General features: G+C 64.2%; 14 protein-coding genes. 11 read left to right on the top strand and 3 right to left on the bottom strand.

The annotated features are described in order from the left end of the window. Positions 1 to 91: 91 nt before the first annotated feature. The gene (locus Q9451_RS15160; RefSeq protein WP_012272684.1) at positions 92 to 1,474 is read left to right on the top strand and encodes a PLP-dependent aminotransferase family protein; all 1,383 of its coding nucleotides are present in this window, start codon (positions 92 to 94) and stop codon (positions 1,472 to 1,474) included. 25 nt (positions 1,475 to 1,499) lie between these two features. Here the strand turns inward: Q9451_RS15160 and Q9451_RS15155 are convergent, their stop codons facing one another. Both Q9451_RS15155 and Q9451_RS15150 read right to left on the bottom strand, forming a co-directional pair. Then, the gene (locus Q9451_RS15155) at positions 1,500 to 2,141 is read right to left on the bottom strand and encodes a DUF1109 domain-containing protein (RefSeq protein WP_012272685.1); all 642 of its coding nucleotides are present in this window, start codon (positions 2,139 to 2,141) and stop codon (positions 1,500 to 1,502) included. Next, complete coding sequence (locus Q9451_RS15150; RefSeq protein ID WP_041166520.1) at positions 2,128 to 2,715, bottom strand: sigma-70 family RNA polymerase sigma factor; 588 nt, start codon at positions 2,713 to 2,715, stop codon at positions 2,128 to 2,130. The genes Q9451_RS15155 and Q9451_RS15150 overlap by 14 nt, the downstream gene beginning before the upstream one ends. A 186-nt stretch (positions 2,716 to 2,901) precedes the next feature. Between Q9451_RS15150 and Q9451_RS15145 the strand changes: the two genes are divergently transcribed. From Q9451_RS15145 to Q9451_RS15130, 4 genes are read left to right on the top strand one after another with little or no spacing between them, the layout of a single operon-like run. Then, entirely contained in the window at positions 2,902 to 3,189 is a 288-nt protein-coding gene (locus tag Q9451_RS15145; RefSeq protein ID WP_012272687.1) for a DUF2282 domain-containing protein, read from the top strand. Positions 3,190 to 3,205: 16 nt separating this feature from the next. Continuing rightward, entirely contained in the window at positions 3,206 to 4,039 is an 834-nt protein-coding gene (locus tag Q9451_RS15140) for a DUF692 domain-containing protein (protein ID WP_012272688.1), read from the top strand. After that, entirely contained in the window at positions 4,036 to 4,791 is a 756-nt protein-coding gene (locus tag Q9451_RS15135) for a DNA-binding domain-containing protein (RefSeq protein WP_012272689.1), read from the top strand. Before Q9451_RS15140 ends, Q9451_RS15135 begins: the two co-directional genes overlap by 4 nt. 10 nt (positions 4,792 to 4,801) lie before the next feature. Then, positions 4,802 to 5,269, top strand: coding sequence for a DoxX family protein (locus Q9451_RS15130; protein ID WP_012272690.1), 468 nt, complete (start codon positions 4,802 to 4,804; stop codon positions 5,267 to 5,269). Between the two features lie 14 nt (positions 5,270 to 5,283). Here the strand turns inward: Q9451_RS15130 and Q9451_RS15125 are convergent, their stop codons facing one another. Beyond that, complete coding sequence (locus Q9451_RS15125; protein ID WP_012272691.1) at positions 5,284 to 6,234, bottom strand: GlxA family transcriptional regulator; 951 nt, start codon at positions 6,232 to 6,234, stop codon at positions 5,284 to 5,286. A gap of 108 nt (positions 6,235 to 6,342) precedes the next feature. Here Q9451_RS15125 and Q9451_RS15120 point away from each other — a divergent pair, with 108 nt between their 5' ends. The 6 genes from Q9451_RS15120 to Q9451_RS15095 all read left to right on the top strand — a co-directional run bounded on the left by Q9451_RS15120 (position 6,343) and on the right by Q9451_RS15095 (position 23,287). Further along, complete coding sequence (locus Q9451_RS15120) at positions 6,343 to 7,140, top strand: SDR family oxidoreductase (protein WP_012272692.1); 798 nt, start codon at positions 6,343 to 6,345, stop codon at positions 7,138 to 7,140. Positions 7,141 to 7,290: 150 nt separating this feature from the next. Further along, the gene (locus Q9451_RS15115) at positions 7,291 to 8,298 is read left to right on the top strand and encodes a zinc-binding alcohol dehydrogenase family protein (protein WP_012272693.1); all 1,008 of its coding nucleotides are present in this window, start codon (positions 7,291 to 7,293) and stop codon (positions 8,296 to 8,298) included. 182 nt (positions 8,299 to 8,480) lie between these two features. Continuing rightward, complete coding sequence (locus Q9451_RS15110) at positions 8,481 to 9,233, top strand: efflux RND transporter periplasmic adaptor subunit (protein ID WP_012272694.1); 753 nt, start codon at positions 8,481 to 8,483, stop codon at positions 9,231 to 9,233. Further along, entirely contained in the window at positions 9,230 to 10,576 is a 1,347-nt protein-coding gene (locus Q9451_RS15105) for an HlyD family efflux transporter periplasmic adaptor subunit (RefSeq protein ID WP_012272695.1), read from the top strand. Before Q9451_RS15110 ends, Q9451_RS15105 begins: the two co-directional genes overlap by 4 nt. Further along, complete coding sequence (locus Q9451_RS15100) at positions 10,576 to 12,666, top strand: HlyD family efflux transporter periplasmic adaptor subunit (protein WP_012272696.1); 2,091 nt, start codon at positions 10,576 to 10,578, stop codon at positions 12,664 to 12,666. The genes Q9451_RS15105 and Q9451_RS15100 overlap by 1 nt, the downstream gene beginning before the upstream one ends. Before the next feature lie 94 nt (positions 12,667 to 12,760). Further along, positions 12,761 to 23,287, top strand: a complete 10,527-nt coding sequence (locus tag Q9451_RS15095) for a VCBS domain-containing protein (RefSeq protein WP_012272697.1) — start codon at positions 12,761 to 12,763, stop codon at positions 23,285 to 23,287. Positions 23,288 to 23,318: the final 31 nt, after the last annotated feature.

Raw genomic sequence — 23,318 nt, 5'->3', positions numbered from 1 at the left:
ACATCACTGACAGGCTCACCAAGGCCACGTACAATCCAATACAATTCAACAGAACTGTTATGCACATTAATCCAGCACAGTTGAGGATGCGATGAAGCGCAATGGCACGCGAATTCGAACGGTCATGGGTGAGATCCAGTCCAGGATAGCCTCTCGGGCCTACACACCGGGTGCGAGAGTTCCTTCGGTCCGCGCAATGGCTCAGACAATGCAGTTTTCGGTTTCTACCGTCCTTGAGGCCTACGAGCGGTTAATGGCAGAGGGTGTACTTAGCTCGCGCCCTGGTTCGGGCTTTTACGTAGCCGGGCCGGTGGCGCCATTGGCACTCACCGAACTTGGCCCAAAACTTGATCTTGAGGTCGACCCGTTGTGGATCTCGCGCCAGTCTCTGGAAACCTCCAGCGATGCGCTGAAACCGGGATGCGGCTGGCTACCGCCCTCCTGGATGTTCGAAGCGGGCATGCGTAAAGCGCTTCGGGTCGTTGCCCGTTCAGACACGGCCAAACTGACTGAATACGCTTCTCCGCTTGGGCATCCGCCGCTCAGGCAGTTTTTGTCACGGCGGCTGGCTGGCATCGGGATCGAAGCCCCTCTTGAACAGATCATGCTCACCGAATCGGGCACGCACGCCATCGACCTGATTTGCCGTTTTCTGCTGGAACCGGGCGACACGGTGCTGGTGGACGACCCCTGCTATTTCAATTTTCACGCACTACTGAAAGCGCACAGGGTAAACATCGTAGGCGTACCCTACACGGCAACGGGCCCAGACATCGAGGCGTTCGGCACTGCCCTGCTCGAGCACGCCCCCCGGTTGTACATCACCAATTCCGGCATCCACAACCCAACAGGGGCCACCCTCTCTCCGGTCACGGCGCACCGCCTGCTCAAGCTGGCCGACAACTCCAGCCTGGTGATCGTGGAGGACGATATCTTCGCCGACTTCGAACATACGCCCGCGCCACGCCTGTCTGCCTTCGATGGCCTCTCTCGCGTCATCCAGATCGGCAGCTTTTCCAAGACTATCTCCGCCTCTGTCCGCTGCGGCTATATCGCTGCGCGTGGTGAATGGATCGACAGCCTGGTCGACCTCAAGATTGCGACTACCTTCGGCGGTGGGCGCTTGGCCGCGGACATCATCCATCACGCTATTACCGATAGCGGGTACCGCAAACACATGGAAAGCGTTCGCCTCCGGTTGGCCGAGCAAATGGACGTAACAGTGGCCAGGCTTCAGGCCATTGGTATCAAGCCCTGGATAACGCCCCAGGCAGGTATGTACGTGTGGTGCCAGCTCCCACAGGGCAAGGACGCAGCAACGCTGGCGAGAACCTGTTTGAATGACGGTGTAGTGCTTGCGCCCGGAAATGCTTTTAGCCAGTCCATGACGGCAGGCGACTTCCTTCGTTTCAACGTTGCTCAATCAGGTGACGCCAGAGTTTTCGACGTGTTGAAACGGGCCCTGGGTGCTTAGCCGCAAGGCCACAAAGCTGCCTCGGTCACCAGCGCAGCAGGCGTGGCCCGAGCAAGGTGCCCGCCAAAGCCGGCACCAGCATGCCCAGCACATACCAGAGCCCCCAAAACGGCGCCTCCATTTCCGGGCAATGCAGGCAATAGGCAAGGGTAGCCGTGGCACCTGCCAGCAGACCGCCCGCCGCGCCCGCCTGACGCAGGTGAATGGGTGCCAGGCCACGCAGCGCCCAGCCAATGGCAATCAGGGTGGGTACCGACAGCAAGGCGATGTTCAAGGCGCAGGTGCGCCAGGTGCGCCCCAGGATCAACTCGGCACGGGCACCCTCTGGGGCACCGAGCAAGCTCGTCGCAGCCCCCAGCCAGACCAACAGCAGCGGTAAACCAAGCAGCCCCCATAGCGCGCCGCCTTTCATTCCAGGCCTGGCCAACCGCTGGGTCAGCCACAGCGCCAGCAGCGCCACGCTACCGGGCAAGGCAAGCTTGGCCCAGAACAGCGGGGTGTGCGCCACCAATGCCAGGTCGGCGCGCACACCGTACAAAGCCACAGTCATCAGTACCGCACCCAACGCACCGCCCAGCACCGCCAGTGCCAGGCGTCGGGCCAGCGCATGGCGTTGCACCGGCCCTTCGCCGGCGGCCAGCAGGGCTATCAGGTCATCGGTCTTCATCGTCGCCCTTGCCTCCCATCAGCTTGGCCAATGCCTTCAGGCCCCGGTGAATGCCCACTTTCACAGCCGAGCTGGACAGGCCGGTCATGCGCGCGGTTTCTTCCACCGAAAGCCCCTCCAGCTTGACATGGACGATGGGCAAGCGCTGGCGCTCTGGCAATTGCGCCAACAGCTTGGCCAGGTCCCGAGTGGCTTGAGCCGCCTCTTGCTCGCTGGCGGCAAACAGGTCGCTGTCATCCTCCAGCCCTTCGTGCAACGCATCGTGGCGGGCGTAACTGCGATAGTGGTCCGCCAGTTTATAGCGGGCAATGGCCTGCACCCAGGCGGTCAGCGGTTGCTGCGCCTGGTAGGTGTGGCGGGCGTTGTGCACGGCCAACAACACCTCTTGCAGCAGGTCTTCGACTTCGCAGGGGCGTTGAGCAAGGCGCCGTGACAAAAAACTGCGCACGTGCACGGCCAACGCCGCCAGGAACATCCGATAGGCCGCCGCATCGCCGGTCAGCCCTTGCAGCAGCAACGCCTGCAACTGGGCCTCGCGTGCGCCAAGTGCCTCCTGAGTAATAGTTCGTTGCATCGGCCACCCGGGTTACACCCACCGTGGAAGTTTTTGTCGCGAAAAACCTGCCGCCTTCATACGGTAGGCGACTGTCACGCGGCCGCATTTTTTTTTCAAGGTGCTGTAACCGGTTCGGCCCAGCGGGCGAACTACTCCATGAGCCGCCGGTACAACGCCGCGGCCCCATCTTCCGGAGACCGCATCATGAAAACCCTCGCCCTCGCCACCGCCGCCCTCGCCCTGGCTTCGCTGGCCGGTGCTGCGCTGGCCGCTGACCCGGCCAACACCACCAGCGCTGGCGCTGCCATGGAGAAATGCTACGGCGTCGCCATGGCCGGCAAGAACGACTGCAAGGCTGGTGCCGGCACCACCTGTGCCGGCAGTGCCAAGAAGGACTACGACGGCATGCACTGGAAAAACGTGCCCGCAGGCACCTGCACGTCCATCAAGACACCCAGCGGCATGGGCTCGCTGACCCCGATCAAGTCCTGAGCGCAGGCCGCCGACCATGAATAGCATCGCGCCTCTGGGCGCCGGGCTCGGGCTGAAGGCCGAGCACTACACCGACGCCCTGCCGTGCCAGGCCAGTGGGCTGTGGTTCGAAGTGCACCCGGAGAACTACATGGTCGGCGGCCCGCGCAGGGCTTGGCTGCAACGCTTCGCCGAGCGCCACCCGCTGTCGCTGCACGGTGTCGCGCTATCGCTGGCGGCGGACGCCGCACCGGATGCGGCACACCTGCAACGCCTGCGGGCGCTGGTCGATGAGGTGCAGCCGACGCTGGTGTCGGAGCACCTGGCCTGGTCGACCTGGCGCGGGCTGTACCACCCCGACTTGCTGCCCTTCCCCCGCAGCAACGAGGCCCTGGCCCGCATCAGCGACAACATCTCGCGCACCCAGGATGCCCTGGGGCGTTGCATCGCCCTGGAGAACCCCAGCCACTACCTGCGACTGGAGGGGCATGACTGGGATGAAATCGGCTTTCTCAACGAGCTGGTGCGTCGCACTGGCTGCAGCCTGTTGCTGGATGTCAACAATGTATACGTCAGTGCCCACAACCTCGGGTTCAGCGCGGCAGCGTACCTTGAACGTTTTCCGGCTGCGGCCATCAGCGAAATACACCTGGCCGGCCACAGCCACGACTCCGAGGGCAGCCTGCTGATCGACTCCCATGACGCCGCCATCACCGCGCCAGTCTGGGCCTTGTATCAGCAGTTGATCGCCCGTATCGGCCCCCGCCCGACGTTGGTCGAGCGCGACGGCAACCTGCCTGCGTTCGATGAATTGCTGGCAGAGCGTGACACCGCCCAGGCGCTGCTCGATCAGGCAGGTACACGACCATGACACTTTCCCTTGGCCAGTTTCAGGACGCTTTCATCGACGCGCTGTATCACCGCCCTGCCCCCCAACTGGCCGCACTGGCGGGCCAAGCTGCATTCGCGGTGTACCGCAACAGCGTGCTGGCAGGTGCTGTCGAAGCCCTGCGCGGCAACTTCCCCAGCGTCGAAGTGCTGGTCGGCCAGGCCTGGATGCAGGAGGTCGCCGCGGCCTACGCACAACGAATGCCGCCAGACGACCCACGGCTGATCCACTATGGCGCGGCCTTCGCCGACTTTCTCGAACCGCTGCAGCGCCACTACGACATGCCTTACCTGGCCGATGTCGCCCGCCTGGATTTTGCCTGGTGCGAAGCATTTGCAGCGCCCCTGGAGCCCTGCCTTGTATTGACCGACCTGGCTGGGATGACCGCCGCAGACCTGGCAAACAGCTGCCTGGCACCACGAACCAGCGTGCGTTGGCGCTGGTTCGCACAGCACCCGGTTTTCACCCTGTGGCACTACAGCCGCGAGGGCCTGGCCTGGCCGCCAGAGCAGCCCTGGATCGCAGAGGGCGCGCTGTTGAGCGGCACGGCAGAAGGTGTCGCCAAACAAACACTGGAAGTCGGCGGCTGCGCCTTCCTGGATGCCTGCGCCCAAGGCCTGCCCCTGGAACAAGCCTCACAGGCCGCACTGTCGGCCCAGCCCGACCTGGACTTCACACAGCTACTCAGCCGCTTGCTGGCGGCACAGGTCTTTCGTCCCCTGTCATTCGCCTGAAGGAGGCGTCATGGACACCACTCACCTCTCCCACCCCGGCAATGGCCTGCGCCAGCGCTGGAACCACCTTGCCGACCGGGTGCAGCCGCTGTTGAGCGACACCCTGCTGTGCCTGGTGGCGCGCGTTGCCATCGCCTCGATCTTCTTTCTCTCTGGCCGCACCAAAGTCGAGGGCTTGCTGACCATCACTCCCTCTACATACGACTTGTTCCAAGGCGAGTTCGCCCTGCCGCTGGTATCGCCCTGGCTGGCAGCCCACCTGGCCACCTACGCTGAACACCTGTTCCCGCTGCTGCTGGTGCTCGGCCTGTTCACACGGCTTTCGGCGTTCGCGCTGCTGGGTATGACCACAGTGATCGAGGTGTTCGTCTACCCCGATGCCTGGCCGACCCATTTGTCCTGGGCCGGCCTGTTGCTGCTGCTGATCGGGCGTGGAGCGGGTGCCCTGTCGCTCGATCGCCGACTGGGGCTGCGTTGAGGTGGCCTTCCCTGTCAGAGGGCCGGCACCTGCCGAGCATCTCTTCGCACGGCTTGAGGGGGTACACCAAACCCACGGATGAACACCTCGCGCATATGGCGACGGTCCCTGAAGCCAGCCTCCTTGGCCACCACATCCAGGCTGTGCCGACTCTGCTCGATCATCAGCCGGGCAGCCTCCAGGCGCAGGCTCTCGATGGCCTTGGCCGGTGACTGCCCGGTCTCGGCGGTGAACACACGGGTGAATTGGCGCGGGCTCAGGTGCACCACTTCGGCAAGCTCCTCCACGCTCAATGGGCGGCTTAGGTGTTTGCGTGCGTAGTCCAGCGCGCTCTGGATACGGTCCGACTTGGGCGCAAGCGACAACAGTTCGGAGTGCTGGGACTGCCCGCCGGAACGGCGTTGGTGCATGACCATCTTGTGCGCAACCGACCTGGCCATCTCGGCGCCCAGGTCCTTTTCCACCATGCCCAACGCCATGTCCAGGGCGGCGGTCATGCCGGCAGACGTCCATATGTTTCCATCGACGATGAAAATCCGGTCTTCCTCGACATCGATCTTGGGGTGCAATTCACGCAGCTTGGGCGCATAGGCCCAGTGGGTCGTTGCGCGCCGCCCATCCAGCACGCCTGCCTGCGCCAGCACGAAACAGCCGGTGCAAAGCCCAGCTGTGCGCCGCGCAGCATCGACGAAGCCCCGCACGCAGGCCAGTACCTCTGCACCGGGCGGCGTCCAGGGCGTCAACGTGCCAGTGACCATCCAGGTGTCCGCCAGGCCCGGGGCGGCCATGGGTAGCGTGTCGATATGCATCCCCAGCGAGGAGCGCACCATGCCGCCTTCGATGGAAAAATTCTCGATCCGGTAAACCGCGCTGCCCGCGACGATGTTGGCGAGCTCGAACACGGTTTGCGTGGCCAGTGACATGATCTGGAAGCCTTCGGTGATCAAATAGCCGACCCGGTGCATGGTGGAAGCCCTCTGCGCAATGTCCTGAAACACTACCATATACGTCGTTTAAGACAAGCAGCGCCTTCTGCATCATGGGCACACATACCCAAACAACGGAGTATCACCATGACACAGGTATTCAAAGGCACCGCGCTCATCACAGGCGCCTCCACCGGCATCGGTTCGATTTACGCAGAGCGGCTGGCACGCCGCGGCTATGACCTGGTGCTGGTGGCACGCAACCGGGAGCGCCTGAACGCATTGGCCGGCCGGCTCACCAGCGAAACCCGACAGAACGTGGAAGTGTTCCCGGCAGACCTGGCCAATGCCGATGACCTGGCCAAGGTCGAACGCAAGTTGCGCGAAGACGCCAGCATCAGCGTGCTGATAAACAATGCCGGCATCGGCACCCATACCAGCCTGCTGGACAGCGATGTCGAGCGCATGGCCGAAATGATCACCCTCAACGTTACCGCCCTCACCCGCCTGACCTATGCGGCTGTACCTGGTTTTGTCGCTCGCGGGCAAGGTGCGGTCATCAACATCTCGTCCGTCGTCAGCCTGGCGCCAGAGCTGCTCAACGGCGTCTACGGTGGCAGCAAGGCCTATGTCACCGCCTTTACCCAAGCGTTGAACAAGGAACTGGCGGGCAAGGGCGTGAAGGTACAGGCGGTACTGCCTGGGGCCACCGCCACTGATTTCTGGCAAATCGGCGGCTTGCCGGTCGAAAACCTCGACCCCGCCATCGTGATGTCGGCCCAGGACCTGGTGGACGGCGCGCTGCAGGACTTCGACAACGGCGTGCTGATCTCCCTTCCATCACTGCACGACCTGCAAGCCTTCGACCAGTACGAAGCTGGCCGACAGGCCCTGTTCGGCTTGCTGTCCAGCAACCAGTTGGCGCCGCGTTACAGCGTTGAGTAAGGGCTGGCGTGGAGCGCTGGGACCTTGCCGCCAGCGCTTCATGCAACTTTCATTTCAAGAGAGAAAGTCTTGCGCTATTCAAGCTGTTTATCGACTCAATCAAAACGCATAGCCTGAACCCACTTTCCAATCCCCAATGAGGTAGCGCCAATGAAGGCCGTCGTTTACACCCAGCCTGGGTTGCCGATCCAGGACCCACAGTCGCTGTACGACACACAACTGCCCACACCGAAACCTGGCGCCCGAGACCTTCTGGTTGAAGTCAGGGCCATCGCCGTCAACCCGGTCGATACCAAGATCCGTGCAAGCCGTGGTGGAGAGCAACCACAGGTCCTCGGCTGGGATGCGGTCGGCGTTGTCCGCGAAGTCGGCCCAGAAGTAACGTTGTTCCGGCCCGGCGACGAAGTTTTCTATGCCGGCGCCATCGACCGCCCTGGCAGCTACAGCGAATTCCATGTGGTGGACGAGCGTATCGTCGGGCACAAGCCCCGCAGCCTGGACAACGCCAGTGCCGCTGCCCTGCCCCTGACCTCCATTACCGCCTGGGAGCTGCTGTTCGACCGCCTGGGCGTTGAAGAAAACGGCGGCCAGGGCCAGAGCCTTTTGGTGATCGGTGCCGCTGGCGGGGTTGGCTCGATCCTGGTGCAGCTCGCCAGCAAGCTCACCCAGCTGACCGTCATCGGCACCGCTTCAAGGCCTGAAACCCAAGCGTGGGTCAAAGCACTGGGGGCTCATCATGTCATCGACCACACCGAATCGATCCCCCTGCAACTGGAAACGCTCAAGCTTGACCCGGTCGACCATGTGATCAGCCTGACGCACACCGACACCTACCTCACCCAGCTGATCGAAGTGCTTCGCCCACAAGGCAAGCTGGCACTGATCGACGACCCGGCGCAACTGGATGTGGTGCCGCTCAAGCGCAAGTCGCTGTCCCTGCACTGGGAGCTGATGTTCACGCGCTCGCTGTACAAGACCGAGGACATGATCAAGCAGCATCAACTGCTCGAGCGCGTTTCGCAGCTGGTCGATGAGGGCGTGCTGAAGACGACCCTCGGCGAGCACTACGGCACGATCAGCGCCGAGCACCTCAAACGTGCCCACGCCATGATCGAGAGTGGAAAAGCACGTGGCAAGATCGTTCTGGAAGGCTTCTGATCGTGTGTTGACTCACCTTGCTTGAACCTGCCAGCCGGTTTGCCGCTGCGTACCCTGTGCTGATCGGCTGCGCCCTGCAAAAACGTTGGAGGCAATTGGGCAAAAATCGGTTTCCTTTCTAGTATGAAGGCGTTGCAGCATTGTTGTTGCGTGTCCCGACGCCTCTCGACAAGGAACCGAGAATGCCCATACCCGTCGTTGCCCGTCATTGCCTGCCCATGCTGCTGGCCCTGACCAGCCTTTGTGCCTATGCCGAACAGGAGATACCGGCCGAGGGCACACAGCCGATCCGTGTACTGCTCGCCGCCGAGCTGGAAACCACCCTGTCCAGCCAGATGAACGGCACGCTGGGCGAATTGAAAACCAGCTTCGGTGAACGGGTGGCCAAGGGCGCGACCCTGGCCCGCTTCAACTGCAGCGAAGCCCAGGCACGGGGCAAGGTGGCGGTGGCCGAACTGGCCATGGCCCGGCAGAACCTGGAGGCCAAGAAGCAGCTGCGCAAGCTGGATGCCGTGGGCGATATCGAAGTGGCCGCCGCCAACACCGAAGTGCAGAAAGCCGACGGGGCGCGGGCCATGGGCGAGGCACAGATGAGTTACTGCCAGGTACAAGCGCCGTTCTCCGGCCATGTCGCCAAGGTCTACGTCAAGCCTTACCAGACGGTCAGCGCTGGCACGCCACTGTTCGACCTGGTCAGTGATGGCGCCTTGAAAGTGCGCTTGAATGTGCCCTCCAGCCAACTGAAGACACTCAGCCCCGGCCAAGCGCTGCAAGTGCAGGTGCATGAAACCGGCAAGACCTACCCGGCGAAAGTCAGTGTGATCAACGCCAGGGTCGACGCGGTGGCTCAGACCGTAGAACTGGAAGCACGCTTCGACCAGCCGTTCCCTGAGTTGATGGCGGGCATGAGCGGCACGGCGCGGTTCGCGCCATGACCATGAACCAGCCATTGCCCCACCCCCAGCTGTTGCTGCAACTGGACGCCTTGCGCGACAAGGCCATGACCGCCGAGTCGTTGAATGCCCTTGCCTTCAGTATGGCCAACGACCTTTACCCGCTACTGCCGTTTCACCAAGCGCTGGTATTCAGGCAGGCCAAGGGGGCGCTCGAGCTGCTGTGCGTATCGGGCCTGGCGCGCCCCAGCGAAGACTCGCCCTACCTGGTCTGGCTCAAGCGCTCCAGCCGCTGGCTGGCTGAGCAGTTGACCGATCGAACACCTGCGTGGCTGACCCAGACCACGGCCACGCCCCCGCCAGACATTGCCGAAGGCTGGTCGGAATGGTGGCCGTCTGGCCTGCTCTGCGTGCCGCTGCATACGCAAGAAGGTGAACGCCTGGGCGTGCTGGTGCTGTTGCTCGAAGAAGCCCCGCCCGCTGCGCTGTACCAGCACCTGGACGGTCTGACCCGTACCTGGGCTTACTGCTGGAGCGCCCTGACCCGCCGCCAGCGCCTCGGCCGCTGGCGCCCGAGCCGCCGCCAGGTGCTGCTGGTCGCGCTGCTGTTCGGCGCCCTGCTGCTGGTGCCCGTGCGCCAGACTGCACTGGCGCCGGCGCAAATCGTTTCGCGCCAGGCGCAGATCGTCACTTCACCGATCGATGGGGTGATCAACCAGGTACAGGTACGCCCCAACCAACCGGTCGAGGCCGGTACACCCTTGTTCGCCCTGGACGAAACCACCCTGCGAAGCCGCGCCGATGTGCTCGGCAAAGAAGTTGCAGTGGCCGATGCCGAGCTTGTGGCCGCCAGCCAGCGCGCCTTCGACAACCCGCAAAGCAAGGGCGAACTGACCTTGCTGCAAGGCCGGGCCCAGCAGCGGCGCGCGGAGCTTGCCGCCGTACAGGCGCAGCTCAAGCGTACCCAGGTGCTGGCACCACGGGCCGGCGTGGCGGTATTCAGTGACCCCAACGACTGGCTCGGTAAACCTGTCTCGACCGGCGAACGGATCATGCAAGTCGCCGACCCTGCGCAACCGGCGATGCAGATTCAACTCGCCGTGGCCGATGCCATCGCCCTGGAGCCGGGTGCAGAAGTCACCCTGTTCCTCACCGCCTACCCGCTCAGCCCGCTCAAGGGCAAAGTCCTTGAAACCAGCTACCAGGCCAGGCCTGCCGACGATGGCGTGGTGGCCTACCGCCTGCTGGCCAGCATCGACGAGCATGCCGCGCATGCCCGCCTTGGCCTGCATGGCACGGCCAAGCTCTACGGCGACCGGGTGATACTCGGCTATTACCTGCTGCGCCGACCGTTAGCCAGCCTGCGGGCTTGGAGCGGCTGGTGATGCTCGATCCCGCCGACCTGCCATTGCCGCCGCTGCGCGAAGACCTGCGCCTGTGCGAAGCGGCCGACAACCGCGACGGCGAGCCTGCCTGGATGATCCACGACACGGTCATCAACCGCTTCTACCGCATCGGTTGGCTGGAATTCGAATGCCTGCTGCGCTGGGGCCAGTCGCCCCGCCAGATCAGCGCCCAAGTGTCACGCGACAGCGCACTGAACCCGGATGTGGAACAGGTGCTGGAGCTGCGTGCGTTTCTCGAACAACACCACTTGCTGCGCCCCGGCAGCGAGCAACTGGGCCGGCTGCAGGCGCAGAGCGAAGCGCGCACCTGGTCAAGCTGGCGCTGGTGGCTGCACCACTACCTGTTCTTTCGCATCCCGCTGCTGCGCCCGCAAGTGGCGCTGCAGCATTTGGCCAAAGCCCTGGGCTGGCTGTTCCACCCACTGACCGGCCTGTCGGTGGTCGCGCTGAGCTTGCTGGGCATCATCCTGGTGATGCAACAGTGGGACAGCTTCACCCATGCGGTGGTGGAGTCGTTCTCCAGCGAAGGGCTGTTGAGCTTCGCCCTGGCGCTGATCGTCGCCAAGACCTTGCATGAGCTGGGCCATGCATTGGTGGCCACACGCCTGGGGTTGCGGGTCGGGCACATGGGCGTGGCCTTTCTCGTGCTGTGGCCCATGCTGTACACCGATACCGGCGAAAGCTGGAAGCTCAAACGTCCCCGCCAGCGACTGGCGATCGCCTCGGCAGGCATCGCCACCGAACTGTCCCTGGCGGGCCTTGCAACCTTGGGCTGGGCGCTATGTGACGACGGCCCGCTGCGCAATGCCCTGCTGTACCTGGCGACCACCAGCTGGGTGTTGTCACTGGCGCTCAACGCCAGCCCGTTCATGCGCTTCGACGGCTATTTCATCCTCAGCGACCTGCTCGACTTTCCCAACCTGCACGAACGCGCTTCCGCGTTGGCACGGGTTGCCCTGCGGCGCAACCTGTTGGGGCTGCAGGAAGCGTGGCCAGAGCCGTTCCCTGTCGGGCAACGTCGGTTGCTGGTGGCATTCGCCTTCGCCACCTGGTTGTACCGCCTGGTGCTGTTTCTGGGTATCGCCGTGGCGGTGTACCTGTTCTTCTTCAAACTGCTGGGGATCGTTCTGTTCATGGTTGAAATCGCCTGGTTCATTGCCTTGCCGGTGAAGCGCGAGCTGAACCATTGGTGGCAGCAACGTACACGCATCCCGGGGCGGCGCAAGCAACTGTTCTACCTGGGCCTGGGGTTGGCTGTTCTGGCGCTGGCGATCCCTTGGCACAGCCAGGTGGATGCCGTAGGGGTGGCCCGCGCCGAGCATCAACTGCGGGTCTACACGCCCTACCCAGCGCGCCTGCAAACCCTGCGTGAACAGGGCCCGGTCAAGGCCGGCGAAGTGCTGGCAGTGCTCGACGAACCCGACCTGGACTCACGCCTGCGCAGCAGCGAAGCCACCGCCCGCAGTTATCAGGCACGCCTGTCCGGCCTGCTGGCCGACCCGGCCGGGCTGAGCGTGGACGCGGCCACCCAGCAACGCCTGAGTGTGCAAAACGAAGAGGCGCGTGCCGCACGCAACGAAATCGCCCGGCTTAACCTGCAAGCGCCGTTCGCAGGCACCTGGTTGGACCACGACCAGGACTTGCGCCCCGGCCAGTGGGTCAGTCGCCAGGAGCCCCTGGGTATCCTGATCGACCCCAGCCGTTGGCAGATCGATGCCTATGTGGCGCAGGACCAGGTTCACCACCTGGCCGTCGGCAACCCCGTGCTGTTCTATCCCGAGGGGCAGGCCAGCGCCTTGCGCGGCAAGGTCCTGGCCATCGGCAGCACGCGCGCCAGCCAGCTGGCCCACCGCATGCTGTCTTCGCACTTCGGCGGGCCGGTACCAACCGGCTCGCAACCGCTGGTGCCCAACAACGCCATGTTCCAAGTACTGATCGCACTGGACGAGCCTCCTACAAGCCTGCACGAGATGCGTGGCAGGCTGAAGATCGAAGGGCAGCGGCGCAGCGTACTAGGGGAACTGGGCACCTGGCTGGCGTCGGTAGTGTTGCGCGAAAGCGGCTTCTGAACGACCGCACCGGCCATGCTTGCACCAGAATGGGAAGCGACTACGCTTGCTGAGATCCCGATTCTGGTGACGTTTCTGCGAGCAGGTATTCATCATGGACATGAAGAACAGAGCCGGTATCGGCGCTACCTTGCGCCCCCGGTCACAAACCCTGGCCCTCGAACAACGGATTCTGTTCGACGGTGCAGCCGCTGCCGCTGTCGACCAGCAGCACAGCGACCCCGGTCACGCCGAGGCCAAGGACACCAGCCACCCCGCCCCCACCGCCAGTGAAGCGCAAACCACCGCCGCACCCGCCGCCCAACCGCGCAACCTGGTGGTGATCGACGCCCGCGTGGAAAACCGCGACCAGCTCGTCGCCAACCTGCCGGCCGGCACCACCGCACTGGTCGTGGACGCAGGCCAGGACGCCATCGCGGCCATCAGCAATACCCTGGCGCAACTGGGCAAGGTCGATTCCATTCAGGTGTTCTCCCACGGCGCCGCTGGCCAGTTCACCCTGGGCAACCAGGTGTTCACCCAGCAATCCGTCGAGCAACTGGGCGAGCGCCTCAGCGCATGGCGCGGCGAACTCAATGCCGGGGCCGATATCCAGCTGTACGGCTGCGACGTCGGCGCCGGCAGCAGCGGCCAGGCGCTGGTTGACGAACTGGCGCGCTGGACCGGCGCCGATGTCGGCGCCTCGAACAATGCCACCGGCAGCCAATTGGCCGGTGGCGACTGGCGCCTGGAAGTGCGCAGCGGCGACGTGGACAAGACCATCGCCCTGGCCGCCTCCACGCTGACCAGCTTCCAGGGCCTGCTGGCCGATGCCAGCCCCACCGCAAGCCTTGGCAGCGGTGGCGCCGAAGTGCAGCTGGGCGAACAATTCACCTTTACCGTCAGCTTCACCAACCCCTCGACCCAGGAAGGCTACGCCCCTTATCTCGACCTGTTCATGCCCGCCACTGGCCGTGACGGCAACGATGGCGCCACATTCGTGTCCGCTACCTATCTGGGACAGGCGGTGAACAGCTTCGTGATCACCTTCGATGCCAACGGCAATGCCAGCCACCCGCTGGCCAAGGATGCCAGTGGCAATGCACTGGTAATCAATGCCGCCAGTGTCGGCATGAAGCCCGGTGACCAGATGGTGGTGCTGCAACTGCCTTACGCCAGCGTGACCAATGGCCAGCCCAGCATCGACATCCAGGTCACCGGGCTGTTGAGCAACCTGGCCGATACCAGTTACTCCGATGGCGCGCCCAACCTCACCATCAATGCCAGGGCCGGTTTCGAGTACGGCAACGACTCGCTGAACAACCCGGTTCAGGACCCAAGCCTGGTCGAAACCTCGCTGCACAGCTTCATCATCACCCCCACCCTGCTCAAGGTCACGCAAACGGTCAACATGCCCGAGGGCGAAACCGTCACCGGCCCCAACTACACCCGCACCCAGACGGTCACCGTGACCCCGGCCCCCGGCCAGACCCTGACCAACGTCACCGTGACCCAGACGGTGCCCGATCAGGTCCATGTCAGCGCCATCACCCCAGGCCCCGGCGGCACACTGACGTCGGTCACCCTGCACGACGGCACGGTGCTGACCGACCCCGCACTGATCGCAGCAGCGTTGGCCAACCCCAACGCTTTCGTGGCCAGCTATGCCATTCACTACGACAGCCTGAGCGCCGCCAGCGAAACCCAGGTCAGCTTCTATGTGCCGGAAATCGACGCCAATGGCCGCCCAGTGCTCGACCCGACTACCGGCAACCCGGTCACCATCAATTTCGGGACCGCCAGCGTCACAGGCGGCTGGAACCCGCTCGACCCGCGCGACCGCCCGCAGGACCCGGACGGCTACCCGTTCAGTGAAACCGGCAATGGCCAGGGCGTGACCTTCGTCGCCAAGTCGATCACCTTGCTCAAGCAAGTCGACCTGCAGAACGACGTCGGCAGCGTCGGCCTCACCCCCGGCGACACCCTGCGCTACACCATGGACGTGGCCATTTCCGACTTCTTCGCCTTCGGCGAAAACATCCTCGAGCAAGGCCAGTTCACCGTCACCGACCAGCTTGGCGACGGCTTGACGTTCAGCTCAGCCAACCCACCCACCCTGCTGCTGCAGGGCAACGGCACGTCGTTGAGCATCGCCCTGGTCTTTACCCAGACGGTGAACGCCGACGGCAGCACCACTTTGGTGTTCGACATTGCCGAATCCATTCGCCAGGCAATCGCCGGCCCCGGCGTGGCGGCCTTGTTCGGTGACCTCTACGACGATACCGAACAGAACGGCGCTACCGGCCTGCGCATCGTCTATGACGCTACTGTCGACACCACCTACACCACCGACCACCCGCCCCACGACCAACTCAACGAAGGCGACAGCGTGGGCAACAATGCCATCGTGGCCGCTACTGTGCTGCGCGATGCGTTGAACATCGGCGGCACCCAGACGGATGGTTCCAGCACCCTCAGCACCATCGAAACCTCCAACGTCGATATCGAGCTCACCCAGGTCAACGGCGGTAACCCGCCCGCCAACGGTGAGCTGCGCCCAGGCGATGTGGTGACCTTCACCATCAGCTACGACTTGCTGATAGCCGACTACGAGAATTTCAAGCTTACCGCCTACCTGCCGCTGCCATTGCTGGATGCCAGCGGCATCAGCTGGAGCTTCGGCACCGGTGTCGGGCAATGGAGCATCGGCAGCGGCAACACCATTCTGGACGTGCCGGACAGCGTCACCACCGGCCCCGGCAACTCCATCGTCTTCGACTTCGGCAACTACGCCTCCGGCGGCCTCAATGGCGGCACGGTGCAAGTGCGCTTCACCATGGTGGTCGGCGACCAGCCGTTCGCCGACCAGCGTGAACTCGACGTGCTGGCGCAATCGAGCCAGACCACCACGGTGGACAAGACCGTGCTCGTCTCCTCGGACGTGGCGGTGATCGAGTCGGTGGCCGAACCGGTGCTGGACATCAAGCACGGGGTTGTCTCCAGCAGCAACGGCACGGTCACCGGCACCACGGGCAGCTGGAACGCACCCGGCACCAGCGGCGTGCCGTTCGGCGGCAGCGTCACCAGCCTGGCGGCGGTGGACGGCAACGTCAGTGGCATCGACGGCGCCGACACCCTGCGCCTGGCCACCGCCCTCAAGAACACCGGTGGCGGCGGTGCCTACGATGTCAGCACCAGCATCACCCTGCCCACCGGGCTTGCCTTTGTCGGTGGCAGCCTGGCGGCGGCCAACCTGCAAATCTACCGTGGCGACGGCACCTTGCTGGTGGCCGGCACCGACTACAGCGTCAACGGCAGCACCATCACGTTCCTCGACGCCAATGGCCAGGCCACCCTCCTGGCTGGCCGTGCAGGCACCGCCAGCGACTTGTCCGGTGCCAACGTGGTGGTCATCACCTACGACGTCACTGTCAACGACGCGATCCTCGCCTCCAGCACCCTGCAAAGCAGCGCAGCGCTGACCAACTACGCCAGCGTCAATGGCGGCCAGGACTTCACCCCAACCGACCTGGTGGAAGTCGCCAACCAGCAGGTCGCCGCCCCTGGCATCAGCAAGACCTACCAGAACGGCAGCCTCAGCGACGATGATTCCAGTGCCGCGCACACCACCGGCAGCAACCTGGTGGTCGGCGAAAGCATGACCTACGACATCGTCATCACCTTGCCCGAAGGCGTGACCAGCAACCTGCGCCTCAACGACCTGATCCCGCCCGGCCTGCGCCTGGACCCACGCTTCAATGGCAACCTCGGCTACCAGCTGATTACCACGGTGGCCGGCAGCGCGGCGCTGACCGCAGACTTCAATGGCAGCGTCAGTATCAACCCGCTCACGCCGGACGGCAGTGACGGTGCCGACCTGCAACTGGTGTTCAGCAGTGCCGGTGCCAACGCCGACAACGTAACCGGCAACAACAGCTTCGTCATCCGCCTGGTACTGGTGGCCAGCAACGTGACTGGCAACCAGCAAGGCACCACGCTGAACAACGGGGCGCAACTGGTATACAGCGACCCCGACGGCGATACCCCCAATGGCGCCACGCCGGTAGAGCGCAACGTGGTCAGCGCACAGCAACCGAGCGTCACCATCGTCGAGCCGACGCTGACGGTGACGCAACAGATCACCTCTACGCCGGTGTTCGGAGGTTACGAAGACGGCGACGTGGTCACCTTCGAGATCGTCATCACCAACACTTCGGGTACCAACGCCTTCGATATCAGCCTGCTCGACGGCCTGCCCACCGAACTCTCTGGCGTCAGCATTACCGGCATTACCTACAGCGGTGGTGCGACCAACAATGGCGGCGCGGACTTCATCATCCAGGGTGGCCAACTGATCAGCGTCAGCGGGGCCAATATCGACATCGCCAACGGCGGTCGCATCGTGCTGCAACTGACCGGCACCGTGAACGCCACGGCAGCCGGTGAAGCGGCCTTTGCCAACGCCGTGGAGGTGCGCTGGACCAGCCTTGACGGCAGCAGCAATGCGATCGACACCGTCAATGGCGAACGCAGTGGCGAAGATGGCCTGCTCAATGGCGGCAGCCTGAACGATTACCGACTGGCATCGTTGCTCACCTTCCAGGTCAGCAACGGCGTGCGCATCTCTCGGGTAGGCGGCGTCACCGACACGCCCCCCGCCACCAACAGCAGCGGCGTGACCGACACCAGCGGTGTTTCCGAGACTGTGGTGGTCGGTGAAATCGTGCGCTATCGCGTGGCTGTGCTGGTGCCCACCGGCGACAACCCTGACTACCAGATCCGCATCGAACTCGCCGCAGGCCTGGAGTTCATTCCCGCCAGCCTCAACAACATCCTCATCGCCTTCCTGTCCAACACCCCTGCCGGGCTGACCACCGATGCCACCAACCTGATCAGCAGCGGCACCTTGAGCATGCCGGGCAACGAGCTCAGCGATGTGGCGCAAGGCATCAACCCAGATCTGTCCGGCGCCGTACCGACCGGGGTGTTCGACATCAACAATGGGCGGCTGGTCATTACCACCCATGCAGATGGCAGCCAGACCGTCACGTTCAGCCTGGGCAACCTGATCAACAACGAAATCAACGACCCCGATGTCGAAGGCGTGGTGCTGGAATTCAACGTGCGCGTCAGCAACGTGGCCAGCAACCAGGCCGGTGCCAACCTGGGCGTGTCGGCCCACGAACACGTCGGCCTCAACGGCGGCGTGGACAGGGGCAAGAGCGACACCCTGTTCGAGCGGGTGGTCGAGCCCAGCTTCGTCAACCTGGACAAATCGGTCATCGACGTCAGCCCAGGCAACGGCACCACCAACGCCACGGTTTCGGTAAGCTTCACCCAGAACGGTGACGTGCCCGCCTACAACACTCACCTGGCCGACCAGTTCCCCAACGGCAGCAACTACCAGGTACAAAGCATTCTGCTCAACGGCGCGGCGCTGGACCTGGCCAACCTGCCGGCAGGCGTCAGCTTCAGCGACGGTACGGGGATTTCACTGGGCTTCGATCGCCTGGCACCAGGCGACACCGTGCAGGTGATCTACACGGTCACCCTGCCCAACGTCACCATCGCCGACAATGCTGCCAGTTCTGCGGTACTGACCTGGACCAGCCTGCCCACCGACTTCGAGAACAACGGCTGGGGCGGCTCGCTGCCCGCCATCGCCGGTGGCGCCACCGGTGAGCGCAACGGCCAGGACGGCGCCAACGGCCTGAACAACTACGTGCTCAGCGAAGGGGCTGGCATGGGCGTGATCCAAGGCACGCTATGGGACGACACCCGCAGCGCCACCGACAGCGTCACCCCCGATGGCCCAGGCCTGGACGGCATCGACGTGACCCTGACCTGGGCCGGAGACGACGGCCAGTTCGGCACCGCTGACGATCGCACCTTCACCACCGTTACCGCCAATGGCGGTTTGTACCAGTTCGCCCTGTTGCCCTCGGGCAGCTACCTGGTGGCCGTGGCGCAAGACCATCAAGCAGCGGCGAACAACAACTTCCGGTTACGCATCGACAGCGATACCGGCACTGCGGCGAGCGGGCTTGGCGGCATCAACCTGGCCTTGGGCGAAGGCTCGACTGGCACCGCCGATGCCGGCTACGTGCACCTGAACGAAGCCCCGGTCAACACCGTGGCCGACCAACAGGGGCTGGAAGACACGGTGCTGCACCTCACGGGGCTGGCCATCAGCGACGTGGACGTGAATGCTGGCAATGCCGACGGGGTCATGACCATTACCCTGTCGGTACTCCACGGGGTGCTCTGGCAAAGCGCCACCCCACCGGCAGCCAATGCCACACCACCGGCCGGTGCCGGACGCAGCCTGGTACTGACTGGCACCCTGGCCGAGTTGAACGCACTGCTCGCGCAGCTTTATTACAAAGGCGACCAGGACTTCAACACCGCACGCACCGCCGAAACCCTGACCATGGTCACCAACGACCAGGGCAACTACGGCGACCACCCGCTCAACGGCGACGGTATCCCTGGGCAAAACCCGGTCGATGCCCTGACCGACACCGACGTAATGAACATCATCATCACCCCGGTCAACGACGCGCCCATCGCCAACGCCGACCTGGCGATCGCGGTGGAGGCCGGCGGTTTCAACAACGGCGACCCGGGCGTGAACCCGACCGGCAACGTGCTGCTCAACGACACCGACGTCGATATCCAGACCAACGGCGACGTGCTTACCGTCACCCGCATTGCCAACAACCTCACACCAGGGGGTGTGGCGGTGGGCGACAATCTCGTCACAGTCTTGCAGGGCCTCTACGGCACCCTGGTCATGCGGCCCAATGGGGGCTTCCAGTACATCGTCGACAACGACAACCCCGCTGTGCAGGCGCTGCGCACCGCTGGCCAGTTCATCAGCGAGTTCTTCAGCTACGACATCGTCGACACCGGCGGCCTGGGCAGCAGCGCGGTGCTGCAGATCAACATCCACGGTGCCAACGACACGCCGATCGCCCACGGCGACGTCGCCACTGCCATCGAAGCCGGGGGCACCAACAATAGCACACCGGGCCAGGACGCAGTCGGCAACGTGCTGGACAACGACACTGACGTGGACTCCCCAGCGCTGGGCGAAACCAAGCATGTCACCACTCTACGTTTCGACGGCCCGGGCGGCGGGCGCATCATCCCCCTGCCCAGCGGTGGGTCGACCACCATGGTGGCCAATTTTGGCACCCTGACCCTCAACACCGACGGCAGTTACCGCTACGTGGTCGACAACAACAACGCTGCCGTCCAGGCGCTGTCCCCCGGCCAGACCCTGGTCGAACAGTTCAGCTACCAGATGGCCGATACTGATGGCCTCAGTTCCATCAGCGTGCTGGTTATCACCCTCCAGGGTGCCAATGATGCGCCGGTGGCCGTGGACGACCATGGCACCGCCACTGCCGGTGCCAGCGATGGCAGCCCAGCACCGGTCAATGCCAGTGGCAACGTGATCACCGGCAACGGTGGCGTGGGCGCAGACACCGACGTCGACAACCTTGACCAGCCAACCGCCACCCAGCTCAAGGTCGACGGTGTGCGCAGTGGCCTGGAAAGCACCGGGGGTGCACTCACCCCGGTCGGCGCCGGCAGCCCCGCAGCCATCGACGGCAGCGTGGCCCGGCTGGCCGACAACAGCCTGATCAGCGGCAACTTCGGTCAGCTCATCCTCAACCAGGACGGCACCTACACCTTCGTCGTCAACAGTGCCGACCCTGCCATACGTGCCTTGGCGGCCGGGCAAAGCCTCGACGTGATCTTTACCTACCAGATCCACGACAGCGGCGGCCTGACTGACCAGGCGCAGCTGGTGATCACCGTCACCGGGGTCAACGACCCACCCGTGGTCAACGCCGTCAGCATCGACGCCATCGAAGCCGGCGGCCTGAACAACGCCATCGCCGGCGTCGATCCCAGCGGCAACATCAGTGCTGCCTACAGCGACCCCGACGGCGATACCCTGAGCATCAGCGGCGTGCTCAGCCCAACGGGGGTGACAGGCATTCTCGGGCAACCACTGGCGGGCAACTACGGCAGCCTGGTCCTGGATAGCCAGGGCAACTACCGCTACGTGGTAGACAACGCCAACAGCGCCGTGCAGGCCCTGCGTACCGATGCCGACCGGCTCACCGAGGTATACCAGTACAGCGTCAGCGATGGTAACGGCAAGACCGTCACCGCCACCTTTACCGTGGTCATTCACGGTCGCAATGACACGCCGATCGCCGCCAATGACAGCGCCATCGCCGTCGAAGCCGGTGGCGTGAACAACGGCACGCCAGGCCAGGCCGGCAGCGGCAATGCCCTGGGCAATGACCTTGATGTGGACGCCGGTGACAGCAAGACGCTGGATGGTGTTTACCTGGGCACCCTCGCCGCCGGCGGTACGTTCGTCCAGGTTGGCGCGGGCGCCACGCAGGTCGCCGGTAGCTACGGCACTTTGAGCATCGATGCCAACGGCAATTACGTCTACACCGTCAACGACAGCCTGGCGGCCGTACAGGCTCTCAAGGCCGGCGAAAGCCTGGTCGAAACCTTCAGCTACCGCATGCACGACACCGAAGGTGCCAGCTCCCAGGCACAAATCACCATCACCATCGAAGGGCGATACGACACCCCCGTGGCCCATGATGACCTGGCGTACGCGGTGGCCACCGATGACGATGGCAATGGCGGGCGCAACCCCACCGGCAATGTGCTGAACAACGACACTGACGTGGATGCCAATGACAGCAAGACCGTCACCGCCGTGGGTGTGGGCGAGGAAAGCAGCAACCCGACGCTCGACCCGCTGACCGGCAGCGCCACCGTCACCACCAACTACGGCACCCTGACCCTCAATGCCGACGGCAGTTACCGCTTCGTGGTCAACTCCAGCGACCCGGACATCATCGCACTCGGCCCGTTGGGCTTCGTCATCCAGCGCTACACCTACCAGGTCACCGACGGCGGCGGCCTGAGCGACACCGCGACCCTCTTCGTGCTCATCCGCGGTGAAAACCAGCCACCGGTGGCCAACCCTGACCAGGGCCTGGCCATCGAAGCCGGCGGCCTGGACAACGCCATCCCCGGCAGCAACCCGTCCGGCAACGTGATGGACAACGACAGCGACCCCGACACCATCAACATCATCGTGCCGGAAACCCTCGAAGTGCTGGCGTTCTGGAGCGGCGACGGGCCATTGCCAGGCAGCCCCACCGCAGTCGGGCAAACGTTGCGCGGCCAGTACGGCGACCTGACCCTGAACGCCGACGGCAGCTGGAGCTACGTGCTCGACAACAGCCTGGCGACGGTGCAGGCACTGCGTGTCAGCGGCCAAACCCTGGTGGACAACTTCACCTACCTGCTCACCGACCTCTGGGGCGGCACCGCCAACGGCCTGCTGAGCATTACCATCGACGGCCGCAACGACGTCCCGGTAGCCCACGATGACACCGCCATCGCCGTGGAAGCCGGCGGCGTGAACAATACCGGCGCGGGGGTAGACCCGCGCGGTAATGTGCTGGACAACGATACCGACGTGGACGGCGTGCAGTACGGTGAGAGCAAGACCGTGCTGCAGTACAGCGCCGAAAACGGCCAGACCGCCAGCGCCGGCCAACTGCTGCAAGGCCTGTATGGCACCCTGCTGATCAGTGCTGACGGCAGTTACCAATACCTGGTCGACAACACCAACCCCATCGTGCAGGCCATGCGCAGTGCGAACGAAACATTACGCGAAGTGTTCACCTACCGCATGCGCGATACTGCTGGCGCCACCTCCGAGGCACGTCTGAGCGTGACCGTCCAGGGGGCCAACGACAACCCGGTGGCCCGCGATGACAGCAACACTGCCAGTGACCAGGTACCAGCGCCGCACACCAGCGGTAACGTGCTGCCCAACGACAGCGACGTGGACGGCGGCGATAGCCTGACCGTCACGGGTATCCGCAGCGGCCAGGAAGGCGCCAGTGGCACTGCCGGTGTCATTGGCCAGCCCATCGCCGGCCGCTACGGCACCCTGGTGCTCAATGCCGACGGCAGCTACACCTACACCATCGACCTGAGCAACCGCGAGGTGCTGGCGGCGGCGGGCCTGGGGCAAGTGCTCCAGGACTATTTCACCTACACCGTCAGCGACCTGGCCGGTGCAACCGACCAGGCCCAGCTGACCATCACCCTGGATATTTCCACGCCTTACATTCCACCGGGGCCGTACCTGGACCGCGACAGCCAGGAAAGGTTGGGCGGCTTGCCGCTGCCGGAGGTTACGCCAGCGATCTACGTCACGCCGGTGGTGGAACAGATCAACCAGTCCCTGACCCTGTCGGCCTGGGGAGCCGATGGCAGCAACGTTCAATTGTTCGCCACACCCGAAATCGAAAGCCAGTCCCTCGGCGCCCAGCTTGGCCTGGTCAACGGCCAGTTCGTCGCCAAGGCAGTGGCCGCCAGCCGGTTGGCCAGCGAGGAGGACAAGGACTGGGTCGACGGCCGCCAGGGCGTCATCAGCCTGAGTGCCGATGGCCTGTTGCCAGACCCGTCACTGTGGGCACCTCTGCCTCGTGACATGGCGCCTGAACAACGCGCGCAGCCGGCGAACGGCTTCCGCGCACAATTGCGCGAAGCCGCGCAGCGTCGCGGTAGCAACGCACCATGACGCCGATGTCTCATCACGGATTGAACAAGGA

It is taken from the genome of Pseudomonas sp. NY8896 (assembly GCF_039634505.1).
This window is presented reverse-complemented; position numbering and strand designations above follow the sequence as displayed.